This is a genomic window from Paraburkholderia sp. FT54, from assembly GCF_031585635.1.
Classification (GTDB): domain Bacteria; phylum Pseudomonadota; class Gammaproteobacteria; order Burkholderiales; family Burkholderiaceae; genus Paraburkholderia.
This window is the reverse complement of the sequence record NZ_CP134196.1, coordinates 1,465,970-1,487,048: the sequence shown is the minus strand read 5'-3', so window position 1 is coordinate 1,487,048 and position 21,079 is coordinate 1,465,970. Positions and strand designations below refer to the sequence as shown.

Genomic DNA, 21,079 nt, shown 5'->3' with positions numbered 1-21,079 from the left:
GACGTCCGGAGATTCCTGGCACGTTAGCTATTGACCACACGCGACCACAAGCGGCAGTTCTTCCTCGGTTCGCGTTCTAGCCGCTTCGACACGCCGGCAAGCAGCGAGGATTTCCTGCAACGAGGTGGCATAACATTCCGCGCCCATTGCGCTTTGCAGATCCGCGCTCCACTTCTCCGTATCCTCGGCCACCCACAATCCGACGACGATCGACACGTTCGGCAACCGTGCACGAATGCGCCTGACCAGATAGCGCAAATGCGACGGAATGCCGTCGATCTGCAAATAGAGGATGCAGACGACGCCGACATCGTCCGCATCGAGACTCTCGATCGACGCGCGCGACGCGGCTTCATGCGGCACCGCGCGTGACGTGAACCCATGCTTCCCGAGCAACTGCAACAGGATCGTTGTCGCCAACGCGTCGAGCGGGCCGCGTCCGGGAATGCATAACACCCGGTTGCTGGCCGCGAGCGGCGACTGGTTCGTTGCGCGATCTTCTTCCGCATTGCCGGCAGGCGCCGATCGCGTGCTCGACGATTCAGCTTGCGCATTCTCGGACGCATCAGAAACTGAAGGCGCAAGCGGCCCTGTTGCACTCCAGCTTTCTTGCACCGGGGACGTCGCCGGCTCGCGGTCTTCGTAGCCGTCGAGGCCGTCCACGAGGTCATTCGTGGTCGCCTCGATGCGTGCAAGCTGCGCCTCTGTCACGCTGCCGCGCATGACGTCGTTTGCCGCGAGTTGCAAACCCTTGATCGCAACCTCGTCGTAGTACGCCGACAACGAGCGGTCACGCAGCAGGGTTTCGGCTTGTTCGATCGCTTCATCCGGGTCGCCTGCCAGCGCCCGCTGGTAGAAGTTTTCGACCGGCGTCAGCGCCGGCTGATCGCCGAGCAGCACATCAAGAAATTCCAGACGCCGCACATGCCGGCCAAGCACCAGCAGACAAAGCGTCAACGGCGTCGACAGAATCAGCCCTATCGGCCCCCAGATCCAGCTCCAGAAAATCGCGGCCACCACCACCGAAAACGGCGAGAGTCCTGTGCTGCGTCCATACAGCAGCGGCTCGACGATCTGCCCCACCAGCAGTTCCACCGTGGCGAACAGTGCCAGTGACCAGATCGCCATGGCCCAGCCCGGACTCACGGCGGCGGCGAGCGCGGTGGCGAGCGCCGCCGAAATCCAGATGCCGACATAGGGCACGAGCCGCAGCAACGCCGCGAGAATGCCCCACAGAATCGGACTCGGCACACCGATCATGAAAAGCCCTGTGCCGATCACCACGCCGACGCCCGCATTCAGGCCGAGTTGCGAAACGAAGTAACGGCTCAGACGCCGTGCGGCCTCGTCCATGACCATGGTCATGCGGTGCAGGTCGCGCGAGCCGAAAAGACGTATCGCGCGATCGCGCAGATCGTCGCGTTGCAGCAGGATCACCACCATCACGACGAACACGATAAACGCCGTTTCGAGCGGACTGATGGCCGGCGACAACACACGCCTCGCGAGTTCGAACGGCGTCGGGACCGGCTCGCGCACTTCGACCGGCACAGCGGCGGGCGCACTGGCCGTCGGATGCGCGCTGCCGGCCGAAGCCGCGCCGCGCTGCGGTGCAGGTTGCGGCGGCTCGATCGTCGCGCGTTGCAACGCCTGGCCGGCTGCGTTCGCAAAGCGGTCCAGCTTGCCGATAGTCAGGTTGTGCGCCGTTTCCATCTTGTGCTCGATGGTGGCCTGATAGCGTGGCATGCCGGCTGCAAGATCGGTCAGCTGCGTGGCGATCACCGCGCCGAGCATGACGATCACCGACACCGACATCACGACCGCGGCGAACACGGACGCCACGTGGCCGAGCCGCAAACGCGTCAGCACGTCGGCAAGCGGCGCAACGAGGAAGCTGAGCAGAATGGCGAGCGTTATCGGAATCAGCACGGCGCTCGCAAAGTACAGGCAAGCGACCACCGTCACGCCCACGGCGAGCGCGATCAGACTGTCGACGCCGAAGGCCGCGGCGGGAGCTTGAATGCGGGCGGCCGGCCTCACGCCACGCGGTTCGGGTAGGTCCTTCATTTGCGCTGTTCTGTGCGGATCCTGTTTTTGTCGGCTGTGACAGGCGAGGCGAGTTGCGCACGCCGATTGGCGGCAACATTGCAACTCACTGCTGCGCCTCGCTCATGCATGCAATCCTTTGTTCAATTTGCCACTTGATACGGCAATCGCCAAAGTCCTGTCGGATAGCGCACTTACTTTAAAGGCTCGTCGGCAATCGGGCCGCTTTCAATCGGCGGCGCTTCCTTCTCAATCTCGGCGCGTGCCTGATCCCAATACTCGTCAGGCGTGCCTTTCGGATCGCCTGCCTGCTCCCACAGGTAATAAGCGCGCATGCGGATCTGTTCCTCTTGAGAGGTTTGTTCCTGTTCCATTTGATCACCTCGGTTAAACCTGGCGTGGGCCGAAATAGGCTGCGCTGCACGCACGCCGAAAAAAAAGCGGCGTGCATGCAGTCATTCGGAATCGAGCAAGCGCTATACCCGGCAACGCGGCTCGATGCGGTTGACGGTTGGGTCCGTCAGGCTCCGGCAGAGGGTTCGCTTTCGTCCGTGGTGAGTTGCTCTTCGAGGCGGTCGAATACACGCTGCGTCGCGTGGCTCGGCGCTTCGAGCGCGAACACCAGCATCGAACGCGCCGTCACCTGATACGCGTCGCCCGCGGCAAATTGCGGCAACTCGGCACGCACGGGCATGTTGGTATCGAGCAGGCAGGTCCACTGATCGCCCTCGGGAATATCGGGCAGCGTAAAGTTGACGACATCGTGATGCGCGTTCAGCACCAGCAACAAGGTTGCGTCCGACGCCGGACGGCGAATGCCGCTCGCCTGCGCGCGGCCGTCGATCACGAGGCCGAAGCAGCGCATCGACGGATCGTCCCACTGTTCCTGCGAGAGATCCGTGCCGTCCGGCGAGAGCCAGCGTGCGTCGGTCACGTCCAGCGCCTCGTTATATTCACCTGTGATAAAGCGGCCGCGCCGCAATACCGGCAGACGGTGGCGCATCGTGGTCAGATTCTTGACGAACTCGGTGAGCGCGCGGCCGTCATCGTCGATGGCGTCCCAATCCACCCAGCTGATCTCGTTGTCCTGACAATATGCGTTGTTATTGCCCTTCTGCGTGCGGCCGAATTCGTCGCCCGCGAGAATCATCGGCGTGCCTTGCGAGAGCAGCAGCGTGGCCAGCAGATTGCGTTTCTGCCGCTCGCGCTGCTGACGAATGTCAGGATCGTCGGTCGGACCTTCCACGCCCATGTTCCAGGACTTGTTGTCCGAGTGGCCGTCCTTGTTGTCCTCGCCGTTGGCGTCGTTGTGCTTGTCGTTGTAAGAGACCAGATCGTTCAATGTGAAGCCGTCGTGCGCGGCGATGAAGTTCACGCTGGCCCACGGGCGGCGGCCGCGATGATTGAACTTGTCGCCCGAACCGGTGAGGCGCTTGGCGAGATCGGCGACCTTGCCTTCATCGCCCTTCCAGTATTCGCGCACCGTGTCGCGAAAGCGGTCGTTCCACTCGGCCCAGCCCGGCGGAAAGCCGCCGACCTGATAGCCGCCTGGACCGCAGTCCCACGGTTCAGCCACGAGCCGCACACTCGAGAGCACCGGGTCCTGCCGGCAACTGTCGAGGAAACCGCCGCCCTCGTCGAAGCCATGCAATTCGCGGCCGAGTATCGTGGCGAGGTCGAATCGGAAACCGTCCACCTTCATTTCCGTCACCCAGTAACGCAGGCTGTCGGTCACCATTTGCAGCACGCGCGGATGCGACAGGTTCAGCGTGTTGCCCGTGCCGGTATCGTTGATGTAATAGCGCGGCTCGTCAGGCATCAGCCGATAGTACGACGCGTTGTCGATGCCTTTGAACGAGATCGTCGGGCCACGCTCGTTGCCTTCGGCGGTGTGGTTGTACACCACGTCGAGAATCACTTCGAGGTTGGCGTTGTGAAAGCGGTCCACCATTTCCTTGAATTCGCCTACCGAATCGATCGACGACGCGAAGAAGCGCGGATCGGCCGCGAAGAAGCCAATCGTGTTGTAGCCCCAGTAGTTGGTGAGCCCCTTGTCGAGCAGATGGCTGTCGTTGACGAAGGTCTGGATCGGCATGAGTTCGACCGACGTCACGCCGAGGCTTTTGATGTAATCGACGACGACCTGCTGCCCGAGCCCGGCGAAAGTACCGCGCAGATTTTCCGGTATTTCCGGATGCCGTTTGGTAAATCCGCGCACATGGGTTTCATAAAAAATCGCGCGCTCCCAGGGCAGCGCGTTGCGTTCGGGATGACTCCACGAAAAATTGGCGTCGACCACCTTGCACTTGGGCACGAAGGGCGCGCTGTCGCGCTCGTCGAAAGACAGGTCGCCCTCTTCGGAATCCAGCGTATAGCCGAAAATTTCCGGCGCCCATTTGAGTTCACCAATATGCGCCTTCGCATACGGATCGAGCAGCAGCTTGTTCGGATTGAAACGATGCCCGTTCTCCGGCTCATAAGGGCCATGCACACGATAACCGTAGACCGCGCCCGGTTTGAGATTCGGCACGAACACGTGCCATACCTCGTCGGTGTATTCCGGCAGTTCGATGCGTTCGATTTCGTTTTCGCCGGTCTCATCGAACAGACATAGTTCAACCTTGGTGGCGTGCGCCGAGAAGAGCGCGAAGTTGACACCGCTTCCGTTCCATGTCGCGCCAAGCGGGAAAGGCGTGCCTTCCGCAATGCGCGTCGAGTAGTTAGCCTGGGATGACATAGTGGTTCCTGTGGAAGCTAGAGGCGCTGAAGCGCGTGTTTTAGTGCGGACAGTGGATCAGTCGATGCAGGAATTCCGTCTGCATGAAATGCACCATCGGAATTTCGAACAGCAAGCCCGCTGATTTAGCAAGTTCCGGACCTGATGGGATCGACATGAGTATTTGAGCCGCGCGGCACAACTTTTGCAGCAGGCAAGGTGAAAGCTGCCTCAGTGAAGCGGCGCGGGACAGGAAGCGCCGCACATGCCATCAGGGAGAAGAACCATCATGCAACGAATCCAGATCAATTCGCTGGCCGCAACCGCCCTGCTCCTCGCCACGCTAGCTTCGTATGGCACAGCCTACGCTCAGGGCGCCCCTCAGGCGATTACGGAAAGACGCACGGACGTGGTACAGCTCGCAAGCGGCTACCGCGCGTCGAAGCTGAGTGGCGCGGATGTCTATAACAAGAACAAGGACACCATCGGCACGCTGGACGATCTGATCGTCTCGCCGAGTGGCGACCGCAGCACGTACGCGATCCTGTCGGTAGGCGGATTCCTGGGCATGGGCAAGCACCTGGTCGCCGTGCCGTTCAACGATCTGCAGATCAATAACCGTCGTGTGGTGCTGCCGGAAGCGACCAAAAAATCGCTTGAGTCGCTACCTGAGTTCAAGTACGCGCCGGATTGAACGAGCGTTATTGTTTCGATTGACCGGCTGCAAGGGCTTGACCTTGCAGACCTGTCAGCTGCGCTGCTGTCTGCAATAGATAAGCCAACCGGCACGGCGATATATTCAATAAGCCTAAATATATTTCGCGCTGCTCGATATCCGGCACAGCAAAACTATTATTGAAGTCACGCATTCGACATCGTCTCGTCCGCGTCAATCCGCCTTGAATTCCACGGGCACCCTATGGGGAATTTCTTTCAAACCGCACGCAGCCTTTACGGCTGGCCGCCGGCGTGTAGCGCGGCCGCCGATTCAAGCACGCGCAGCAGGCGCTCCGGCGTCAGCGGCTTCGCGCAATGCGCATCGAAACCAGCGGCCTTGGCGCGTGCCCGGTCGTCGCGCGAAGCGAACGCGGTGCACGCCACCAGCAACATATGCGAAGTCGAAGGATGGGCGCGCAGGCGCCGAGCTAGCTCCAATCCATCGAGGCCCGGCATCTTGATGTCCAGCACCACTGCGAACGGCTGCCATTCGTGGGCCATTGCGCAGACCGCAAATGGATCTTCGAGCGCGCGGCATTCGAAGCCGTCGGCCGTGAGCAACATTTGCAATGCCTCTGCCGCCTCCCGGTAATCGTCCACCACGAGGACGCGCCGGTGCGATGCCATCGCATACTGGATAGGCCGCCACACTACGACGTCTTCGTTATCGTCCATCCGGTCGTCGAACGTCACCATCTTCTCCTTGGCTTTTTCCGTGCGCCACTCGCGGGCACTTCGGAACATGCGCGCAAGATTCGCTCCTGAAGCGCGGACAAAGCTCATCGTTCGCCAGGCGATGGCTTCTGTTTGCGTCGCGCCGCGCTCGCAGCGCAGCCGCGTACGCCTTACCTCACCACCATAGCTCACGCAATAAAACGCTGCTGGCTAAAAACCCGGCACCGTTTTAGGGATTTGTACTCAGCGGGTTATCCCGCACGCTCGTCGATGAAGCCTTTGAGCATCGCCAACGTATCGGCGTCGTCGATATGTTTGTCGGTGCGCCAGCGCAGCATGCGCGGAAAACGCACCGCCACGCCGGATTTATGACGCGGACTCGCCTGAATGCCCTCGAAGCCAATTTCGAATACCAGCGTGGGCGTGACGCTGCGCACGGGGCCAAACTTTTCAATCGTGGTCTTGCGCACGATCGCATCCACCTGGCGCATTTCTTCATCGGTCAGACCGGAATAAGCCTTGGCGAACGGCACCAGCGTGCGCACACCGTTCGCTTCATCCCACACCGCGAAGGTGAAATCGGTGTAGAGACTCGCGCGGCGGCCGTGGCCACGTTGCGCGTAAAGCAGCACGGCATCCACTGCATACGGATCGATCTTCCATTTCCACCATGTGCCTGATGCTTTGGTGCGGCCCACGCCGTACATCGATTCGCGTTGCTTGACCATCAGCCCTTCCACGCCGCGCGAGCGGCTCTCGTCGCGTAACGCCGCCAGCGCCTGCCAGTCCGCAGCGCGCACTAGCGGCGACACCCGCAGCAGATCGCGCGCGAGCGTGCCGTCGATGGAACCAGCCAGCGCATCCAGTTGCGCGCGCCGCTCCGCGAGCGGCGTCATGCGCAGGTCCTTGCCGTGGGCTTCGAGCAGGTCATAGGCGAGCAGCGTGGCGGGCGAATCGGCGAGGATTTTTTTCGTCAGCGTTTTGCGGGCAATGCGCGGTTGCAGGCGCGCAAACGGCAGCGGCGCCATAGCGCCCGGTTCCCACGCAAGAATCTCTCCGTCGATCACGAAGCCATCCGGCAGTGCCACGCCCAACGCCGCGACTTCGGGGAATCGATCGGTGATCAGGTCCTCACCACGCGACCACAGCCAGACCCGTCCGCCGCGTTTGACGAGTTGCGCGCGAATGCCGTCCCACTTCCATTCGATCTGCCATTGCGATGGATCGCCGAGCGTCGCCGGATCGGTCTGCAACGGATGCGCGAGAAAGAACGGATACGGCAGGCCGAGGTCGCTCTCCTGCTGGGGCTCGCCGGGCTGCGTCTCGTCAGCGGTCGCCTCGGGTGCGATCAAACGCAGATAGCGCGCGGCATCGGGCTTCTGTTGCGAGTCGGTCCAACCCACCATGCGTTGCGCGATCCGTTTATGATCGACGCCCGCTACTTCCGCCAGCGCCCTCACCACCAGTTGCCGCGCGACGCCGACCCGAAACCCGCCACCGATCAGTTTGGTCAGCAGAAAGCGGCCGCCCCAATCGAGTTCGTCCCAGTAGCTGAGCAAACGCGTGCGCAACTCTTCCGGCGCCACGCCACGCAAGGTCAGCACGCGTTGCTCGATCCACTGCGTGAGGCCCAGTTCGGAACTGCGTTGCGCGGGCGGCAGGATATGGGCGATGGTTTCGGCCAGATCGCCCACCGCGTGATAGGACTCCTCGAATAACCACGCGGGCAAACCGGCGCGCTCGCGGGCAATCTCGGTCAATAGACGCGTCGGCACTGACTGACGCGGTTTGCCGCCGGCGAGAAAATACGACGCCCACGCCGCATCTTCCGGCTCGGCTACGGCAAAGTAGCTCGTGAGCGCTTCGAGTTTGTCGTGTGTGGACGTGGTCGCGTCGAGCGCGGTATAGAGGGCGGCGAAGCGTTTCATGCGCGGCTCGGCGGGTTGGCCGGGTCGTCAGCCGACGCATCGTGCTGGCCCGCCTGTTCGAACTCGGGCGGCACACTGCCCGTCGTGGCTGTTTCATCCCCACCCGCAGCGTCGGCTTCCACCGTATCGTCGCCATATTGCGTTTCAAACGCGCCGGCCTCGAGACCTTGCTCTCGCAACCAGCGCACCATCGGTTCGACCGAGCCATGCGTCACGATCACGCGTTCGGCGCCGGTCGCCTGAATGGCCGTTTGCAGGCTCGGCCAATCGGCGTGATCCGACAGCACGAAGCCACGGTCGACGCCGCGCCTGCGGCGCGCGCCACGCAGACGCATCCAGCCCGACGCGAACGCATCGCTATAGTCGCCGAAGCGCTTGAGCCATGCGCTGCCCTGGGCGGACGGCGGCGCCACGATCAACGCCTGCCGGAACGCCGCCTTGTCCTTGCTCGCTATCTCGCTGACGAGACGCACCGGAGGCAAACGCACGCCGGCGTCCCGATACGCGCGATTGAGCGGCTCCACGGCGCCGTGACAGAAGATCGGCCCGATGCCGGCATCGACGCTCGCCAGCACGCGCTGCGCCTTGCCGAACGAATAGCAGAACAGCACCGATGCGCGTCCTTCGGCGGCGTTATGACGCCACCACGAATCGACACCGTCGAACACGGTTTGCGGCGCGTCCCAACGATAGATCGGCAGGCCGAAGGTCGACTCGGTAATGAAGGTATCGCAGCGCACCGGTTCGAAGGCATCGCAGGTCGGGTCGGGGTCGAGCTTGTAGTCTCCCGAGGCCACCCAGACACGCCCGTGGGACTCGATCCGCAGTTGCGCCGAGCCGAGCACATGCCCCGCGGGATGCAACGACACAGTCGTGCCGTTGAGGTCGAACCGCTCGCCATACGCCAGGGTTTGCAGGGATATGCCAGGCAAACGCGACAGCAGCACATTGGCCCCCGCATGCGACGCGAGGTAGTGCCGATGCCCAAAGCGCGCGTGATCGGAATGCGCGTGGGTAATCACGGCACGTTCCACCGGCCGCCATGGATCGATGTAGAAGTCGCCCGGCGGGCAATACAAACCCTCCGGCCGCGCCACCACCAGGTCCGCGAGGACTGCTTCGTCAGAGGCCATAGTCAATGGGGGTTCCGATGGGAAAGCGCGCGTGTGGATGTGGCACACCGCGCTTGCGAATGATAGATGCCATATGACAACGCGCTTTTCATACGCGCTGAAGCATGTCTATACAACGGCGATACAGCCGGCAAGCAAACTGCATTCCTGCGACAGTGTTGCGAATCGGCGTGCCAGAGAAAAACGGCACTGCCAGCGTGGCTGCATTCTTGCTTGAGTATGCAGGAGCAACAAGGCATGCACGTCGGCAAAGCCAGCATTCCCGCAGGCCGGCCACGCGCGCTGTGAGGTCCCATGCATTCCATCATCGACGACCACGCGTTGTATGTGGCGAAACATCCCGGCACCTTCGCTCTGCAGACCTTGAAGGCATTCCGTGCAAACCAGGGCTTGCTGCTCGCGGGCGCGGTCGCGTATTACGCGTTGCTGTCGATCGTGCCGCTCATGATCCTGATCGTGATCGCCCTGTCGCGCTTCGTGCCGCAACATGTTCTGCTCGCGGCGCTCGCGCATCTGTTGCAATGGCTCGTGCCGGGCCAGTCGAATGCGCTGGTGCGCGAGCTCGCCAATTTTCTCGCGCATCGCGCGGTCATCGGCTGGGTGTTGCTGCTCACCATGATCTTTTTCAGTTCCCTCGCCTTCACCGTGCTCGAGAACGCGATGTCGCTGATCTTCGTCCACCGCGTGGTGGTGCGGCGGCGACACTTCCTGCTCTCCGCGATGCTACCGTATTGCTACATTCTTTTTCTCGGCGTGGGCCTGTTGATCGTCACCTTCGTGTCGAGCGGGCTCGAGGCGATCGGCGCCGAAGGCATCGATCTGTTCGGCCTGCATGTTTCGTTGCAGGGCCTCTCGCGCGTGGTGCTGTATCTGCTCGGCCTCGCGGGCGAGGTCTTCGTGCTGACCTCGATCTATATGGTCATGCCGGTCGGACGCCCTTCGCTCAAACATGCGCTGTTCGGCGGCGTGGTCGCCGCCGTGCTGTGGGAGATTACGCGGCACGTGCTGGTCTGGTATTTCGCGACGCTCTCCCAGGTCAGCGTGGTGTATGGGTCGCTGACCATGGCCATTGTGATCCTGTTCAGCCTGGAATGGCTGGCGACCTTGCTGCTGCTCGGCGCCCAGGTGATTTCGCAATACGAACGATTTGGACACGAGCCGCTGCAGGCGCCGCAGCCGGAGATCAAGACCGAATGAGTGCTCGCCGCGATTCCCCTTGTGACACGGCAACATGGCTGAACGGCAAGACTGGGGTACCATTCTCCTGAATACCGGCCGAGGCGCACGCCTGGCGTAATCGCCGCGCTCACCCCCGCAGGCTTCAGGACCCGACAATGAGCATCACTCAACGCAACAACATACGGATTTCCGGCAGTGGCAAACGGACCATGGTGCTGGCGCACGGCTTCGGTTGCGATCAGAGCATGTGGCGCTGCCTCACGCCGTCGTTCCATGACGAATACCGCACCGTGCTGTTCGATCACGTCGGCAGTGGTTCGTCGGATCTGAGCGCCTACGACATCGACAAATACGATTCGCTATACGGCTACGCCAGCGACCTGATCGAGATCATCCGCGAGGTCGCCGAGGGCCCGGTGGTGTTCGTCGGCCACTCCGTCAGCGCGATGATCGGCCTGATCGCGAGTCTCAAGGCGCCGCAACTCTTTTCCGCTCATGTCATGGTCGGCCCATCGCCCTGCTATGTGAACGACGGCGATTACGTCGGCGGCTTCTCGCGCGAAGATATCGAAGACCTGCTGCGCACTCTCGAAAGCAATTACCTCGGCTGGTCGAGCACCATGGCGCCGGCCATCATGGGCGCGCCGGAACAGCCGGAACTCGGTGTCGAACTGACCAACAGCTTCTGCCGCACCGACCCCGAGATCGCGCGGCAATTCGCGCGCGTCACGTTTCTCTCGGACCATCGCGCGATCTTGCAGCGCTCCACCACGCCCACGCTGATTCTGCAATGCAGCGACGACATCATCGCGCCGCGCGCGGTCGGCGAATACCTGCAGCGCATGATTCCCGGCAGCACGCTGCACCTCATCGAAAACGTCGGCCATTGTCCGCACCTGAGCTCGCCGAGTGCAAGCGCGGCCGCGATGAACGCGTTTCTCGGGCCGATGAGCCTGTAGCACGATGCAAAGCACGGAGCGCCCGTTGCCCTCAGCCGACGCGTTGTTCGAGCACGCCGCCTGCGGCCTGCTCGTCACCGATGCCGACGGCCGCATCCTGCGCGTGAACGCGACCTTCTGCGGCTGGCTCGGCTATGAGACCGCGGAGCTCGCCGGGGCGAAGCAAATCCAGGATCTGCTGAGCGCCGGCGGCAAGGTGTTCTATCAGACGCATTGGGCGCCGCTGCTGCAAATGCAGGGTTCAGTGGCCGAAGTCAAGCTGAACATGATGCATCGAGACGGCCACATGGTGCCGATGCTGCTCAACGCGGTGCGCCGCCGTCATGGCGACATGACCTGCCTCGAAGTCGCGGTGCTGATCGTCGCGGATCGCCATAAGTACGAGCAGGAGCTGTTGCTCGCGCGGCGCAATGCCGAGGCGTCCGTGGCCGCGCATCAACTCGCGCAGCGGGAGTTGCAGGAAAGCCGCGACGTGCTGAGTCTCGCCATGCGCGGCGCGCGTATGGGCGCATGGTCGCACGAGCCGACGTCGGGCAAGGTCTGGTGGAGCCGCGAGCTGGAAGCGCTCGCGGGCTATGCCGAAGGCCGCTTTGCCAACACGTCCGGCGGTTTTTTCGAACTGATTCATCCGGCCGATCTGATCGCGCTGAACGAAGCAGTGGACCATGCGGTGGAAACCGGCGACGACTACGTCGCCGAGTTCCGCTTTCTGCATGCAAGCGGCGACTGGTGCTGGATGGAAGGCCGCGGGCGCGCCACTTACGATCGCCACGGCGCGCCGCTGATGATCTACGGCCTGGGCATCGACATCACCGAGCGCAAGGAAGCGCAAACGGTCCTGCTGCGCCAGGCGGCGATCTTCGAGCACCTGAGCGACGCGATCGTGATCACCGATCTGCGCGGCAATATCACCGACTTCAACGTCGGCGGCGAACGCATGCTGGGTTATCGCATGCGCGAGATTCTCGGCAAGCCGGTCGCCACACTCCTGCCGCCCGAAGATGCGCTGAACATTCGCCGGGAAGCACTGGCGGCGCTGGCCGCCGAGGGCACGTGGCGCGGCGAGCTGCCCTTCGTGCGGCGCGACGGTTCGCGCGGCGTGTGCGAAACCGTGGTCAAGCCGCTCGCGAATTCGCGCGGCGATATTTACGGCGCGGTCAGCATCAATCGCGACATTACCGGGCGACGGCGCGCCGAGCAGCAACTCACGCGGCTGAATCTCGAGCTCTCGAAAGCCGATCGCCGCAAAGACGAATTTCTCGCCACGCTCGCGCACGAACTGCGCAATCCGCTTGCGCCGATGCGCAACGTGCTCGAGATTCTGCGTCTGAAGGAGTTCGCCGATCCGCAGTTGAGCTGGTCGCGCGACGTGTTCGACCGGCAACTGCAACACATGACGCATCTGGTCGACGATCTGCTGGAAGTTTCGCGCATCACCCAGGGCAAGCTCGAACTGCGCAAGCAACGGCTCGAACTGGCGCGCGCGATGCAATCGGCCATGGAAGCGGCGCGGCCAACCGTGCAGGCCTCGTCGCATCATCTGAGCGTGACGCTGCCGCGCGAACCGCTTTACCTGTTCGCCGACCCCACGCGCCTGTCGCAGATGATCCTGAATCTGCTGAACAACGCCGCCAAGTACACGCCGCCTGGCGGCAGCATCTCACTCACGGCTGAACGCGAAGGCGACGAAGCGGTGATTGTGGTGCGCGATTCCGGCATCGGCATTCCAGGCGAACATCTGGACAGAGTGTTCGAGATGTTCTCGCAACTCGCGCCGGCTCTCGACCGCTCGCAAGGCGGCCTCGGCATCGGCCTCGCGCTGGTGCGCGGCCTCGCGGAACTGCACGGCGGCACGGTCGCGGCCTTCAGCGACGGCCCCGGCAAAGGCAGCGAGTTCGTGATCCGCCTGCCGGTGACCAAAGCCGCCGCGCTGCCCTCCGACAGTGCGCCGGCCGAGGCACCGCACGCGGCGGGCCTGCGCGTCGTGATCGTCGACGACAATGCTGACGCCGCCGAGAGCCTCGCGATGGTGCTCGAACTCGAAGGCCACGAAGTGCGCACAGCCGGCGACGGCATCGCCGGTCTTGAACTGATCGGCGCGTTCGCTCCGCAGGCGGTGATTCTCGACATCGGCTTGCCGCGTCTGAACGGCTATGAAGTGGCGCGGCGGATCCGTCAGGATTACCAGGACGCCGGCATTCTGCTGATCGCCGTCACCGGCTGGGGCCAGCAGCAGGACAAGCAGACGGCCGTGGCCGCTGGCTTCGACCATCACTTCACGAAACCGGTCGATCCACGCGAATTGCAACGGGTGTTGAGCCGGCAGCCCGTATGAGGGATGAGCGCGCCTTGTTAAACTGACGCGATTTCCGCCAGCCGCCCTCCCTCTTATGCTCACCGACACCGCTGCCACATTCGCCACCGTTCATTGCGGCATGGATCCGCTGCACACCGGCACGCGTGCTCATGCTTGACGGCGCTCAGGTCACACGCAACCTCGCCGCGCGCGGCATCGTCCCCGACGCGAGCCAGCGCGAAGCGATCGCCGCGCTCGTCGCATTGCTTGGCGCCAATCGCCGGCGCGCGCGGTCCGGCTCGACTCCGGCGCATCAGGGCATGTATTGCCATGGACTGCCCGGGCGCGGCAAGAGTCTGGTGGTCGATACGATGTTCGAGCTGGCGAACTGCCGCAAACGGCGTCTGCACTTCCATGAATTTCTGCGTGAGATGAACCGGCGGCTCGTGAGCGAGCCGCGCGGCGACGACCGGCTCGGCTCGGTCTCCCGGCAATGGCTCGACGGCACCGAGTTGCTGTGCTTCGACGAATTCCACGTGCACGATATCGCCGACGCGTTCCTGATGGGCCGGTTTCTCGAGACCGCGATCGGTCTCGGCACTCGCATCGTGCTCACCTCGAATTACGCGCCGGACGGCCTGCTGTCCGACCCGGAGTTTCACGAACGTTTTCTGCCGACCATCGAGCAGATCAAACGCTGTTTCACCGTGATTCATTTCGACGGTGCGCGCGACTACCGTTTCGGCGGTGAAGAAGCACAGATGCCGCATTTCTTCGCGCCGCTCGATGCCGCCAACCGTGAAGCATTGCGCCAGATTTTCGTGCGCTACGAAGGCAGTGAAACACTGGATCCGGTCACGGTGAGCGCGGCAGGCCGTCCACTTGCCGCATGCGCGGCGGGCGCGGCATTGTTGTGGGCGGACTTCGAGAATCTGTGCGTGGCGAGCCGCTCGCACCTCGACTATCTCGATCTCGCCGGGCAATGGCATGGTCTGATTCTCGACAATCTGCGCACTGAATGGCTGACACAATCCCACACGTTGCAACGGCTGATCTGGCTGGTCGATATCTTCTACGACCGCAAGCGCGCGCTGTTCATCGCGTCGGATGAACCGGTCGAGGCAGCGCTCAGCGGCCTGGAAGGCGCGCACGATCTGTCGCGCACGCTGAGCCGGCTCGCTGAAATGCAGTCGCGCGCTTATCGCAACACGCTTGACGGAGCGGGCGAGTTCGCGGCGGACACGCCGGCAGATGCAGTGGACGGCTCCGCATAAGCTGCCGCGCAGGCAACGTGCGTTTTTCTGCAAATCTTGCAAAACAATCGCAAAACCTGCGCACCCTCTAATCCGGTGGTGACGATTCCGGCAAATTGAGCGCGCGATAAGGACGCGAACGGCACGGTCAAGCGAACGCAAAACCGGCGGCATCAAGTGAACTGACCCCGCAAAGTTGGACAGTTTGAGTTCAGGTTTGAGCGGGCTGGGTTCTGTACATCACAGGACTCAGCCCGTTCAGTTTGAGCTTGATGCGTTTGTGGTTGTAGTAGTGAATGTATTGTCTGATGCCAGCCTTCAACTCGTCGATACTTTCAAACCTGCTCAGCCGGAAGAACTCCGCCTTGAGCGTGCCAAAGAAGCTTTCCATTGCCGCATTGTCGTAGCAGTTTGCCTTGCGCGACATGCTCTGCGTCAGGCCGTGTTGATCCAGCAGCCTCCGGTAAGCAGGCATCTGGTACTGCCAGCCCTGGTCTGAATGCAGCAGCGGGGTCTCCTGGGGACCAAGCTTTGCCAGCGCTTTTTTTAGCATGCTGCTGACCAGATCGAAGACCGGTCGGGTGTTCATCTGATAAGCCACGATCTCGCCGTTATACAGATCCATGATCGGCGAGAGATACAGCTTCTGACCCAGCACGTTGAACTCCGTCACGTCCGTCACCCACTTCTGATTGGGCTGCTGTGCGCTGAACTCGCGGTTTAACAGGTTCGGCGCAATACGGCCGACTTCGCCGCGCCATGAGCGGTATTTCTTCGCGCGCACCAGCGATTTCAGTTTCAGTTCTCCCATCAGACGTTGCACCGTCTTGTGGTTCACGCTCGGGCCTGCCTGCCGGATCGCCGCCGTGATGCGCCGGTAGCCATAACGGCCCTTGTGGCGTTCATACACAGTCTTGATGCGGGTTTTGAGGTCCTTGTGCCGCTCACCGGCATCCGGCACGCTCAACTGGTAATAGAACGTGCTGCGCGCCAGACCCGCTGCCTTCAGCAAAGCGGGCATCGGGTGGTGCTGCCGGAGCTCCTGCACTATTTGCGCTTTTTCTTCTGCACGCCCTGCTTCTTTGCCTGAAGCAGGGCATCGAGCTTTTTTAGATAGGCCACCTCCGCGCGCAGGTACTCGTTTTCCTTGAGCAACTGCTCACGCGTGCGCTTATCTGGCGCACTGTCTTCGGTCGGCTTTTCAGGAACTGGCTGGGTCATGGTTTTGCGGCGCCATCGTGGACGAGGCGCCAGTGCGTCGATACCGCCTTCATGATACCGGCGTTCCCATTGCGCTATGCAGCCCGGACTGCGGATGTCGAACACCGCAGCCACCTGCCGGTATGGCAAATCCTTCTGCCACATGTGCATGAGTACCGACATCCTGAACTGCGCGTCATAGTGACTGAATTTCTTGCGCAGTCCGTCCCGTCCATGTTGCTCGTAGGCCGAAATCCACAGCTGTAAAACCGAGCGACTCACTCCATACCGCTTTGCAAGTACCTCGACACCAGCCGAACCGGCCACGTACTGCTTCACCAGCTTCAGCTTTAACTGCTCACTGTACTTCGTCATGAAAAACACCCCAAAAGGTTGGATCGGTGTCCAACTTTTGGGGTGCAGTTCAAAGCCGCCGGTTTTTTCATGTGCGCACCCGTCTGCGCGCTACTCCTGGCTGCGTTTCGACTTCACTCTTTCGATCTGCTGCTTCGCCGCTTCGTACACATGCTCCGGCGTGAAGCCGAACTTCTTCTTCAGATCGGCGAGCGGCGCGGACGCGCCGAACGTATGCATCACGACCTGCGCGCCGAGACGGCCCACATACCGGTCCCAGCCGAGCGAAGCAGCCTGTTCGACGGCGACACGCGCGTCGACGTCCGGCGGCAACACCGAATCCTGGTACGCCTCGTCCTGGCGCTCGAAGATATCCCACGACGGCATCGACACCACGCGTGCAGCAATCCCCTCCGCCTTGAGCTTCTCGTACACGTCGACGCACAGCGAGAGTTCGCTGCCCGTCGCTATCAGGATCACTTGTGACTCCTGTCCGTCGGCGGCATCGGCGAGCACATAGGCGCCCTTCCGCGTGCCGCTGGCGGCGGCATAGCGGCTACGGTCCAACGTCGGCAACGCCTGACGCGACACGACGATGCACGACGGCCGCCGCGGATCCGATAGCGCCACACGCCAGGCCTCGGACACTTCGTTGGCGTCGCCCGGACGCAGCACGGTCAGCCCCGGCACGCCGCGTAGCGAGGCCAACTGCTCGATCGGCTGATGAGTCGGACCGTCTTCGCCCACGCCGATCGAATCATGCGTGAACACGAAGATGGACGGCACTTCCATGATCGCCGAGAGGCGGATCGGCGGCTTCATGTAGTCGCTGAAAATCAGGAACGTGGAGCCGAACGGCCGCAGGTTCGACAGCGCGAGGCCGTTCACCGCGGCACCCATGGCGTGTTCGCGAATGCCGAAGTGCAGATTGCAGCCGCCGTAGTCATCGTGCTCGAAGCTGCCCGCACCCTCGAATTTCAGATTGGTTTTGGTGGACGGCGAGAGGTCGGCAGCACCGCCGATCATCCACGGAATGCGCGCGGCAATCGCATTGAGCACCTTGCCCGACGATTCGCGTGTGGCAATGCCCTTCGGGTCCGCGTCGAACGTGGGAATGTCGCTGTCCCAGCCCGCTGGCAATTCGTGCGCCTCCATCTGCGCGAATTCACGCGCGAGGTCCGGGTACTTCTTGTTGTACGCGTCGTACCTGGCCTGCCATTCCTCACGCGCCGCCTTGCCGCGCGCGCCGATACCCGCAGCAAAGCGCTCGTGCACGCCGTCCGGCACGTAGAAGAATTTATCCTCGGGCCAGCCGTACGCCTTCTTGGTCAGCGCCACTTCTTCGACACCGAGCGCTTCGCCATGCGCCGCCGAGGTGTCCTGCTTGTGCGGCGAGCCCCAGCCGATGATGCTGTGCACCACGATCAGCGTCGGCCTGTCGGTGATGCTTTTCGCCTCGACGAGAGCGGCTTCGAGCGCGGCGGCGTCGTTGGCATCGTTCACATGCAGCGTGTGCCAGTTGTAGCCGCGAAAACGGCTTTCCACGTCGTCGCTATACGCGAGGTCCGTGTGGCCCTCGATCGTGACGCGGTTGCTGTCGTAGATCCAGATCAGATTCGACAGCTTCAGATGCCCGGCGAGCGAAGCCGCTTCGTGCGAGATGCCTTCCATCATGTCGCCGTCGCCGCATAGCGCGTAGACGCGATGGTCGAAGAGGGGCGCATCCGGCTTGTTGAAGCGGCTCTCGTACCAGCGCCCCGCCATCGCCATGCCGACGCTGTTGCCGAGGCCCTGGCCGAGCGGGCCGGTGGTCGTCTCGACGCCGGTGGTCATGCGGTACTCGGGGTGTCCCGGCGTCTTGCTGCCGATCTGGCGGAAATGCTCTATGTCGTCGAGCGACACGGCGGGTCTGTCGGTCGGCTTGCCGTCGTCGTCGACCGCTTTCACGCTGGCCAGATGCAGCAGCGAATACAGCAGCATCGACGCGTGCCCCACCGAGAGCACGAAGCGATCGCGGTTCGGCCACAACGGCTCGTCCGGATCGTAGCGAAGATGGTGTTGCCACAGATGATAGGCAACGGGTGCCAGTGCCATCGGCGTGCCGGGGTGACCGGAATTGGCCTTTTGCACAGCGTCCATCGACAGCGTGCGAATCGTGTTGATGCACAGCTGATCGAGGGCGGGATCGTTTTGCATGGGACACTCCTTGTTCGGCGGTTAAAGAGCTGGCCGGGACGCACCGCATGGCGCACCCGGCGAACCGTGTGACGTGGAAGAACGCATGAGGAACCGCTGCGAGGCTCAACGATGATGCGCCGATGCGCGCAAATCTGCACGGAGCGTTACACGCGGCATGGGGCGGCTTCGCTGCGGGAAGCGAATCTTTCAGAGGGCTTGCGATGCGAGCCCGTTCGAATCGACCGTGAATACGCGCGAAGAAACTGCGCGCGCCCGCATCAGGCCGCGTGCAGCCAATGCTCGACCAGCGGCCCATGTTTGCCGTCGATCGGATCCAGCGGCGGGAAGGGCAACGCATCCATCGCCGCCAGCTCGTCCGGCGTGAGCGCCTCGCGGCGGATGTCCCACTGCTGGCCCTCCGGATAGCCGGCCACGACGCGGAAATGCCGCGCGAAAGATTGCAGGCAGTGGCCGGTGCCAGCCGGCAGCAGGATCGCGTCGCCGACGGATAGCGTCACGACCTTGCCGCCCGGACCGCCGACGATCACCTGCGCCGAGCCGTCCGTCACGCCCAGTATCTCGTGGGCGGTGGCGTGAAAATGATGGTAGTCGAAGATGCCGTCGCGCCATTGCGGCGGCCATGCGTTGCGTTCGAAGAGGATTTCGAATGCAGCCGCGAGGTCGCCGCTATCCGGCATGAGCGCGCGTCTGTAAATCACGACCGGCAGTTTGCGGTTGTTCGGCACCCAATCGTGGGGCTCGAGCATGAAGGCCTCGTACTCGGTCTTGGCGGCGTCGAATCCATGCTTTGAATCGTTGTACATGGTTTGCTCCTTTGCGTCCTGAAGAGCGCGGTGCTCCCCTGAAACCGGCGTTGACGAGAGCGTGCGAGCCGGCACGGGCGATCTTTTCAGCGCCGCATAAAGCGCGCCTGCTTTCGCGCGTGCTTCCTTCTGAGCATTTCTATGTGCGATGCCGTGACGGTGGACGAATTTTGCAAACATATGAAGTATTGCCCGCTTGCGTATTGCTGCTTGCCTGGCACCGGGCGCCAAAGCCTGGTGCGCGTAGGAGCCCGCACGCGCCGCATCAATCCTTGCGCTGCGACTCACGTCCGCCACCTCCGGGCGGCTCGGCATGCGAGCCGGTGCCGAGCGGCACTTCGGCGGTTTGCGCCGGGCGGTCGTTCGAGCGTGGCGGATTCGTCGCCTGGTCCACGCCGGTCTGTTCGACGGGCTCGATACCGAGCGGGCTGGGTTCGATATACTGCGCGCCGCTTGGCTTGTTGCGCTGTTTCACCTCCTCGGTGGTTGGCGCGTCGAGTTTGTCTTGTGGTTTGCCGTCCTGCATGTCGCCCTCCTCGTGGTGTCGGATATGTCTTCGATGCAGCAACATCCGGTCCCTCTCCGTCAATAGCGCGGACAGCACGTGAACAGTAAGCTGGGCACGGCCGTTGCGGCGCATGAGACGGAGGTCTGGACCAACATTTGTAAAAAGGAGAACCTCATGACGATGACGACGATTCGCTTATCCGATACCGAAGTGCAGGTCGAACGAACGCTGTACACGTTCGCGCAAAAGAACGACGCGGACGCATTCCAGCGTTGCCTCGGCGATGCCTCCATTGACAGTTGCTACCGTACCTATCCGCCGCTGTCGGCGCGGCCAACGGTGCCTGACGAACATCCCGACGACCCGAGCCGGGGCAGTACGATTTCGCCATCGCTCGGCGGAATGCCATAAGAAGGTCCGTTTTACATTTACAGGCAGTGCGGACGCGCCGCCACCCGTCACCTCTCAGGGGTCGCGCGATCCGCGGCCACGATCTCCCGGCCATAGTCGATCGCGGCGCGGCGCGCCTCGTCGGCGGTCGCGTATGGCCCGATTTCGGGCGCGCCATCGAATGGAAACAGGATTCTCCTGTCCGCTTTTCTGACAACCTTCAGTCCACCTACGTAGCGGCCGTCGCCTGTTCCGTGATAGCTGGCGTAAATCTCGAAGTCATCGTCAGCAACGTCGGCCTTGTGTCGCGCCATTTGTCTTCCCTCATCCCTGCACTTCAGTGCGTCATGTCCAGCTATCACGGGGCGTACCGCCGCTGTGGCGCTGCCCATATGCCGTGGTCGAGCAATAGCTGTTCCCACATGACATGGACCCGCATCCTGACTAATGGAGCCAGTGGCATGCCGGTTGCGGATGACAGACAGGCACCTCATGGAGACCATGATGACTACGACGACGAGCACGTGTTGCATGCCGGGTCTGCATCTGCATACGCCGATGCCACCCGAGGTGGACCCAGACTCGCCGGCTCCGACCAGCGATCCCGATCCGTCGCCCCCACCCGACGACGTGCCGCCAAACGATCCCGATCGCGCGCCTGACGGCGATCCGCCTGCCAGGCCGCCGCCGGTCAGCGCCGCGTGATGCGCTCCAAGGCGATCG

At 62.6% G+C, this 21,079-nt stretch carries 19 protein-coding genes; 7 read left to right on the top strand and 12 right to left on the bottom strand.

Features of this window, described 5'->3' with window-relative positions; translation table 11 throughout:
• Window positions 1–27: 27 nt before the first annotated feature.
• The 3 genes from RI103_RS26205 to glgX form a co-directional block, all read right to left on the bottom strand.
• A complete protein-coding gene (locus RI103_RS26205; protein WP_310815327.1) occupies window positions 28–2,067 on the bottom strand; it encodes an AI-2E family transporter in 2,040 nt (679 codons plus the stop codon).
• A 173-nt stretch (window positions 2,068–2,240) separates the two neighbouring features.
• Complete coding sequence (locus tag RI103_RS26200; protein ID WP_310815326.1) at window positions 2,241–2,420, bottom strand: DUF2934 domain-containing protein; 180 nt, start codon at window positions 2,418–2,420, stop codon at window positions 2,241–2,243.
• A 146-nt stretch (window positions 2,421–2,566) separates the two neighbouring features.
• Entirely contained in the window at window positions 2,567–4,783 is a 2,217-nt protein-coding gene (glgX, locus tag RI103_RS26195) for a glycogen debranching protein GlgX (RefSeq protein WP_310815324.1), read from the bottom strand.
• 268 nt (window positions 4,784–5,051) lie between these two features.
• Here glgX and RI103_RS26190 point away from each other — a divergent pair, with 268 nt between their 5' ends.
• Window positions 5,052–5,456 carry a PRC-barrel domain-containing protein gene (locus RI103_RS26190; RefSeq protein WP_310815323.1) on the top strand — a complete coding sequence of 135 codons (405 nt, stop codon included), beginning with the start codon at window positions 5,052–5,054 and terminating at the stop codon, window positions 5,454–5,456.
• Between the two features lie 7 nt (window positions 5,457–5,463).
• On the opposite strand, the gene RI103_RS26185 is transcribed toward RI103_RS26190, so the two are convergent.
• The 4 genes from RI103_RS26185 to RI103_RS26170 all read right to left on the bottom strand — a co-directional run bounded on the left by RI103_RS26185 (window position 5,464) and on the right by RI103_RS26170 (window position 9,215).
• Entirely contained in the window at window positions 5,464–5,631 is a 168-nt protein-coding gene (locus RI103_RS26185) for a hypothetical protein (RefSeq protein ID WP_310815322.1), read from the bottom strand.
• Between the two features lie 82 nt (window positions 5,632–5,713).
• Complete coding sequence (locus RI103_RS26180; protein ID WP_409077035.1) at window positions 5,714–6,172, bottom strand: response regulator; 459 nt, start codon at window positions 6,170–6,172, stop codon at window positions 5,714–5,716.
• A gap of 233 nt (window positions 6,173–6,405) precedes the next feature.
• The gene (locus RI103_RS26175) at window positions 6,406–8,082 is read right to left on the bottom strand and encodes an ATP-dependent DNA ligase (protein ID WP_310815320.1); all 1,677 of its coding nucleotides are present in this window, start codon (window positions 8,080–8,082) and stop codon (window positions 6,406–6,408) included.
• Window positions 8,079–9,215: a ligase-associated DNA damage response exonuclease gene (locus tag RI103_RS26170; protein WP_310818579.1), complete on the bottom strand. Its 1,137-nt coding sequence runs from the start codon at window positions 9,213–9,215 to the stop codon at window positions 8,079–8,081. The genes RI103_RS26175 and RI103_RS26170 overlap by 4 nt, the downstream gene beginning before the upstream one ends.
• 294 nt (window positions 9,216–9,509) lie before the next feature.
• On the opposite strand from RI103_RS26170, the gene RI103_RS26165 reads away from it, so the two are divergent.
• The 4 genes from RI103_RS26165 (at window position 9,510) to zapE (ending at window position 14,923) form a co-directional block, all read left to right on the top strand.
• Window positions 9,510–10,412, top strand: coding sequence for a YihY/virulence factor BrkB family protein (locus tag RI103_RS26165; RefSeq protein ID WP_310815319.1), 903 nt, complete (start codon window positions 9,510–9,512; stop codon window positions 10,410–10,412).
• 137 nt (window positions 10,413–10,549) lie between these two features.
• Window positions 10,550–11,353, top strand: coding sequence for an alpha/beta hydrolase (locus tag RI103_RS26160; RefSeq protein ID WP_310815317.1), 804 nt, complete (start codon window positions 10,550–10,552; stop codon window positions 11,351–11,353).
• Window positions 11,354–11,378: 25 nt separating this feature from the next.
• Window positions 11,379–13,688, top strand: a complete 2,310-nt coding sequence (locus tag RI103_RS26155) for a PAS domain S-box protein (RefSeq protein WP_310818514.1) — start codon at window positions 11,379–11,381, stop codon at window positions 13,686–13,688.
• A gap of 131 nt (window positions 13,689–13,819) precedes the next feature.
• Window positions 13,820–14,923: a cell division protein ZapE gene (gene zapE / locus RI103_RS26150; protein ID WP_310818513.1), complete on the top strand. Its 1,104-nt coding sequence runs from the start codon at window positions 13,820–13,822 to the stop codon at window positions 14,921–14,923.
• 190 nt (window positions 14,924–15,113) lie between these two features.
• Here the strand turns inward: zapE and RI103_RS26145 are convergent.
• The 4 genes from RI103_RS26145 to RI103_RS26130 all read right to left on the bottom strand — a co-directional run bounded on the left by RI103_RS26145 (window position 15,114) and on the right by RI103_RS26130 (window position 19,984).
• A protein-coding gene (locus tag RI103_RS26145) for an IS3 family transposase (RefSeq protein WP_310812641.1) occupies window positions 15,114–16,477 on the bottom strand; the annotation gives its coding sequence in 2 pieces (ribosomal slippage) (window positions 15,114–16,015 and window positions 16,015–16,477; 1,365 coding nt in all).
• Between the two features lie 90 nt (window positions 16,478–16,567).
• Window positions 16,568–18,652 carry a transketolase gene (tkt, locus tag RI103_RS26140; RefSeq protein ID WP_310818512.1) on the bottom strand — a complete coding sequence of 695 codons (2,085 nt, stop codon included), beginning with the start codon at window positions 18,650–18,652 and terminating at the stop codon, window positions 16,568–16,570.
• 260 nt (window positions 18,653–18,912) lie between these two features.
• Entirely contained in the window at window positions 18,913–19,458 is a 546-nt protein-coding gene (locus RI103_RS26135) for a cupin domain-containing protein (protein WP_310818511.1), read from the bottom strand.
• A gap of 265 nt (window positions 19,459–19,723) precedes the next feature.
• The gene (locus tag RI103_RS26130; RefSeq protein ID WP_310818510.1) at window positions 19,724–19,984 is read right to left on the bottom strand and encodes a hypothetical protein; all 261 of its coding nucleotides are present in this window, start codon (window positions 19,982–19,984) and stop codon (window positions 19,724–19,726) included.
• A gap of 156 nt (window positions 19,985–20,140) precedes the next feature.
• On the opposite strand from RI103_RS26130, the gene RI103_RS26125 reads away from it, so the two are divergent.
• Window positions 20,141–20,377 carry a hypothetical protein gene (locus tag RI103_RS26125; protein WP_310818509.1) on the top strand — a complete coding sequence of 79 codons (237 nt, stop codon included), beginning with the start codon at window positions 20,141–20,143 and terminating at the stop codon, window positions 20,375–20,377.
• Window positions 20,378–20,424: 47 nt separating this feature from the next.
• Here the strand turns inward: RI103_RS26125 and RI103_RS26120 are convergent, their stop codons facing one another.
• Window positions 20,425–20,670 (bottom strand): DUF6723 family protein, encoded by a 246-nt coding sequence (locus tag RI103_RS26120; RefSeq protein ID WP_310818508.1) that lies wholly within the window; start codon window positions 20,668–20,670, stop codon window positions 20,425–20,427.
• 187 nt (window positions 20,671–20,857) lie between these two features.
• Between RI103_RS26120 and RI103_RS26115 the strand changes: the two genes are divergently transcribed.
• On the top strand, window positions 20,858–21,061 hold the full coding sequence (locus RI103_RS26115; protein ID WP_310818507.1) for a hypothetical protein: 204 nt from the start codon (window positions 20,858–20,860) through the stop codon (window positions 21,059–21,061).
• The last annotated feature ends 18 nt before the right edge of the window (window positions 21,062–21,079 follow it).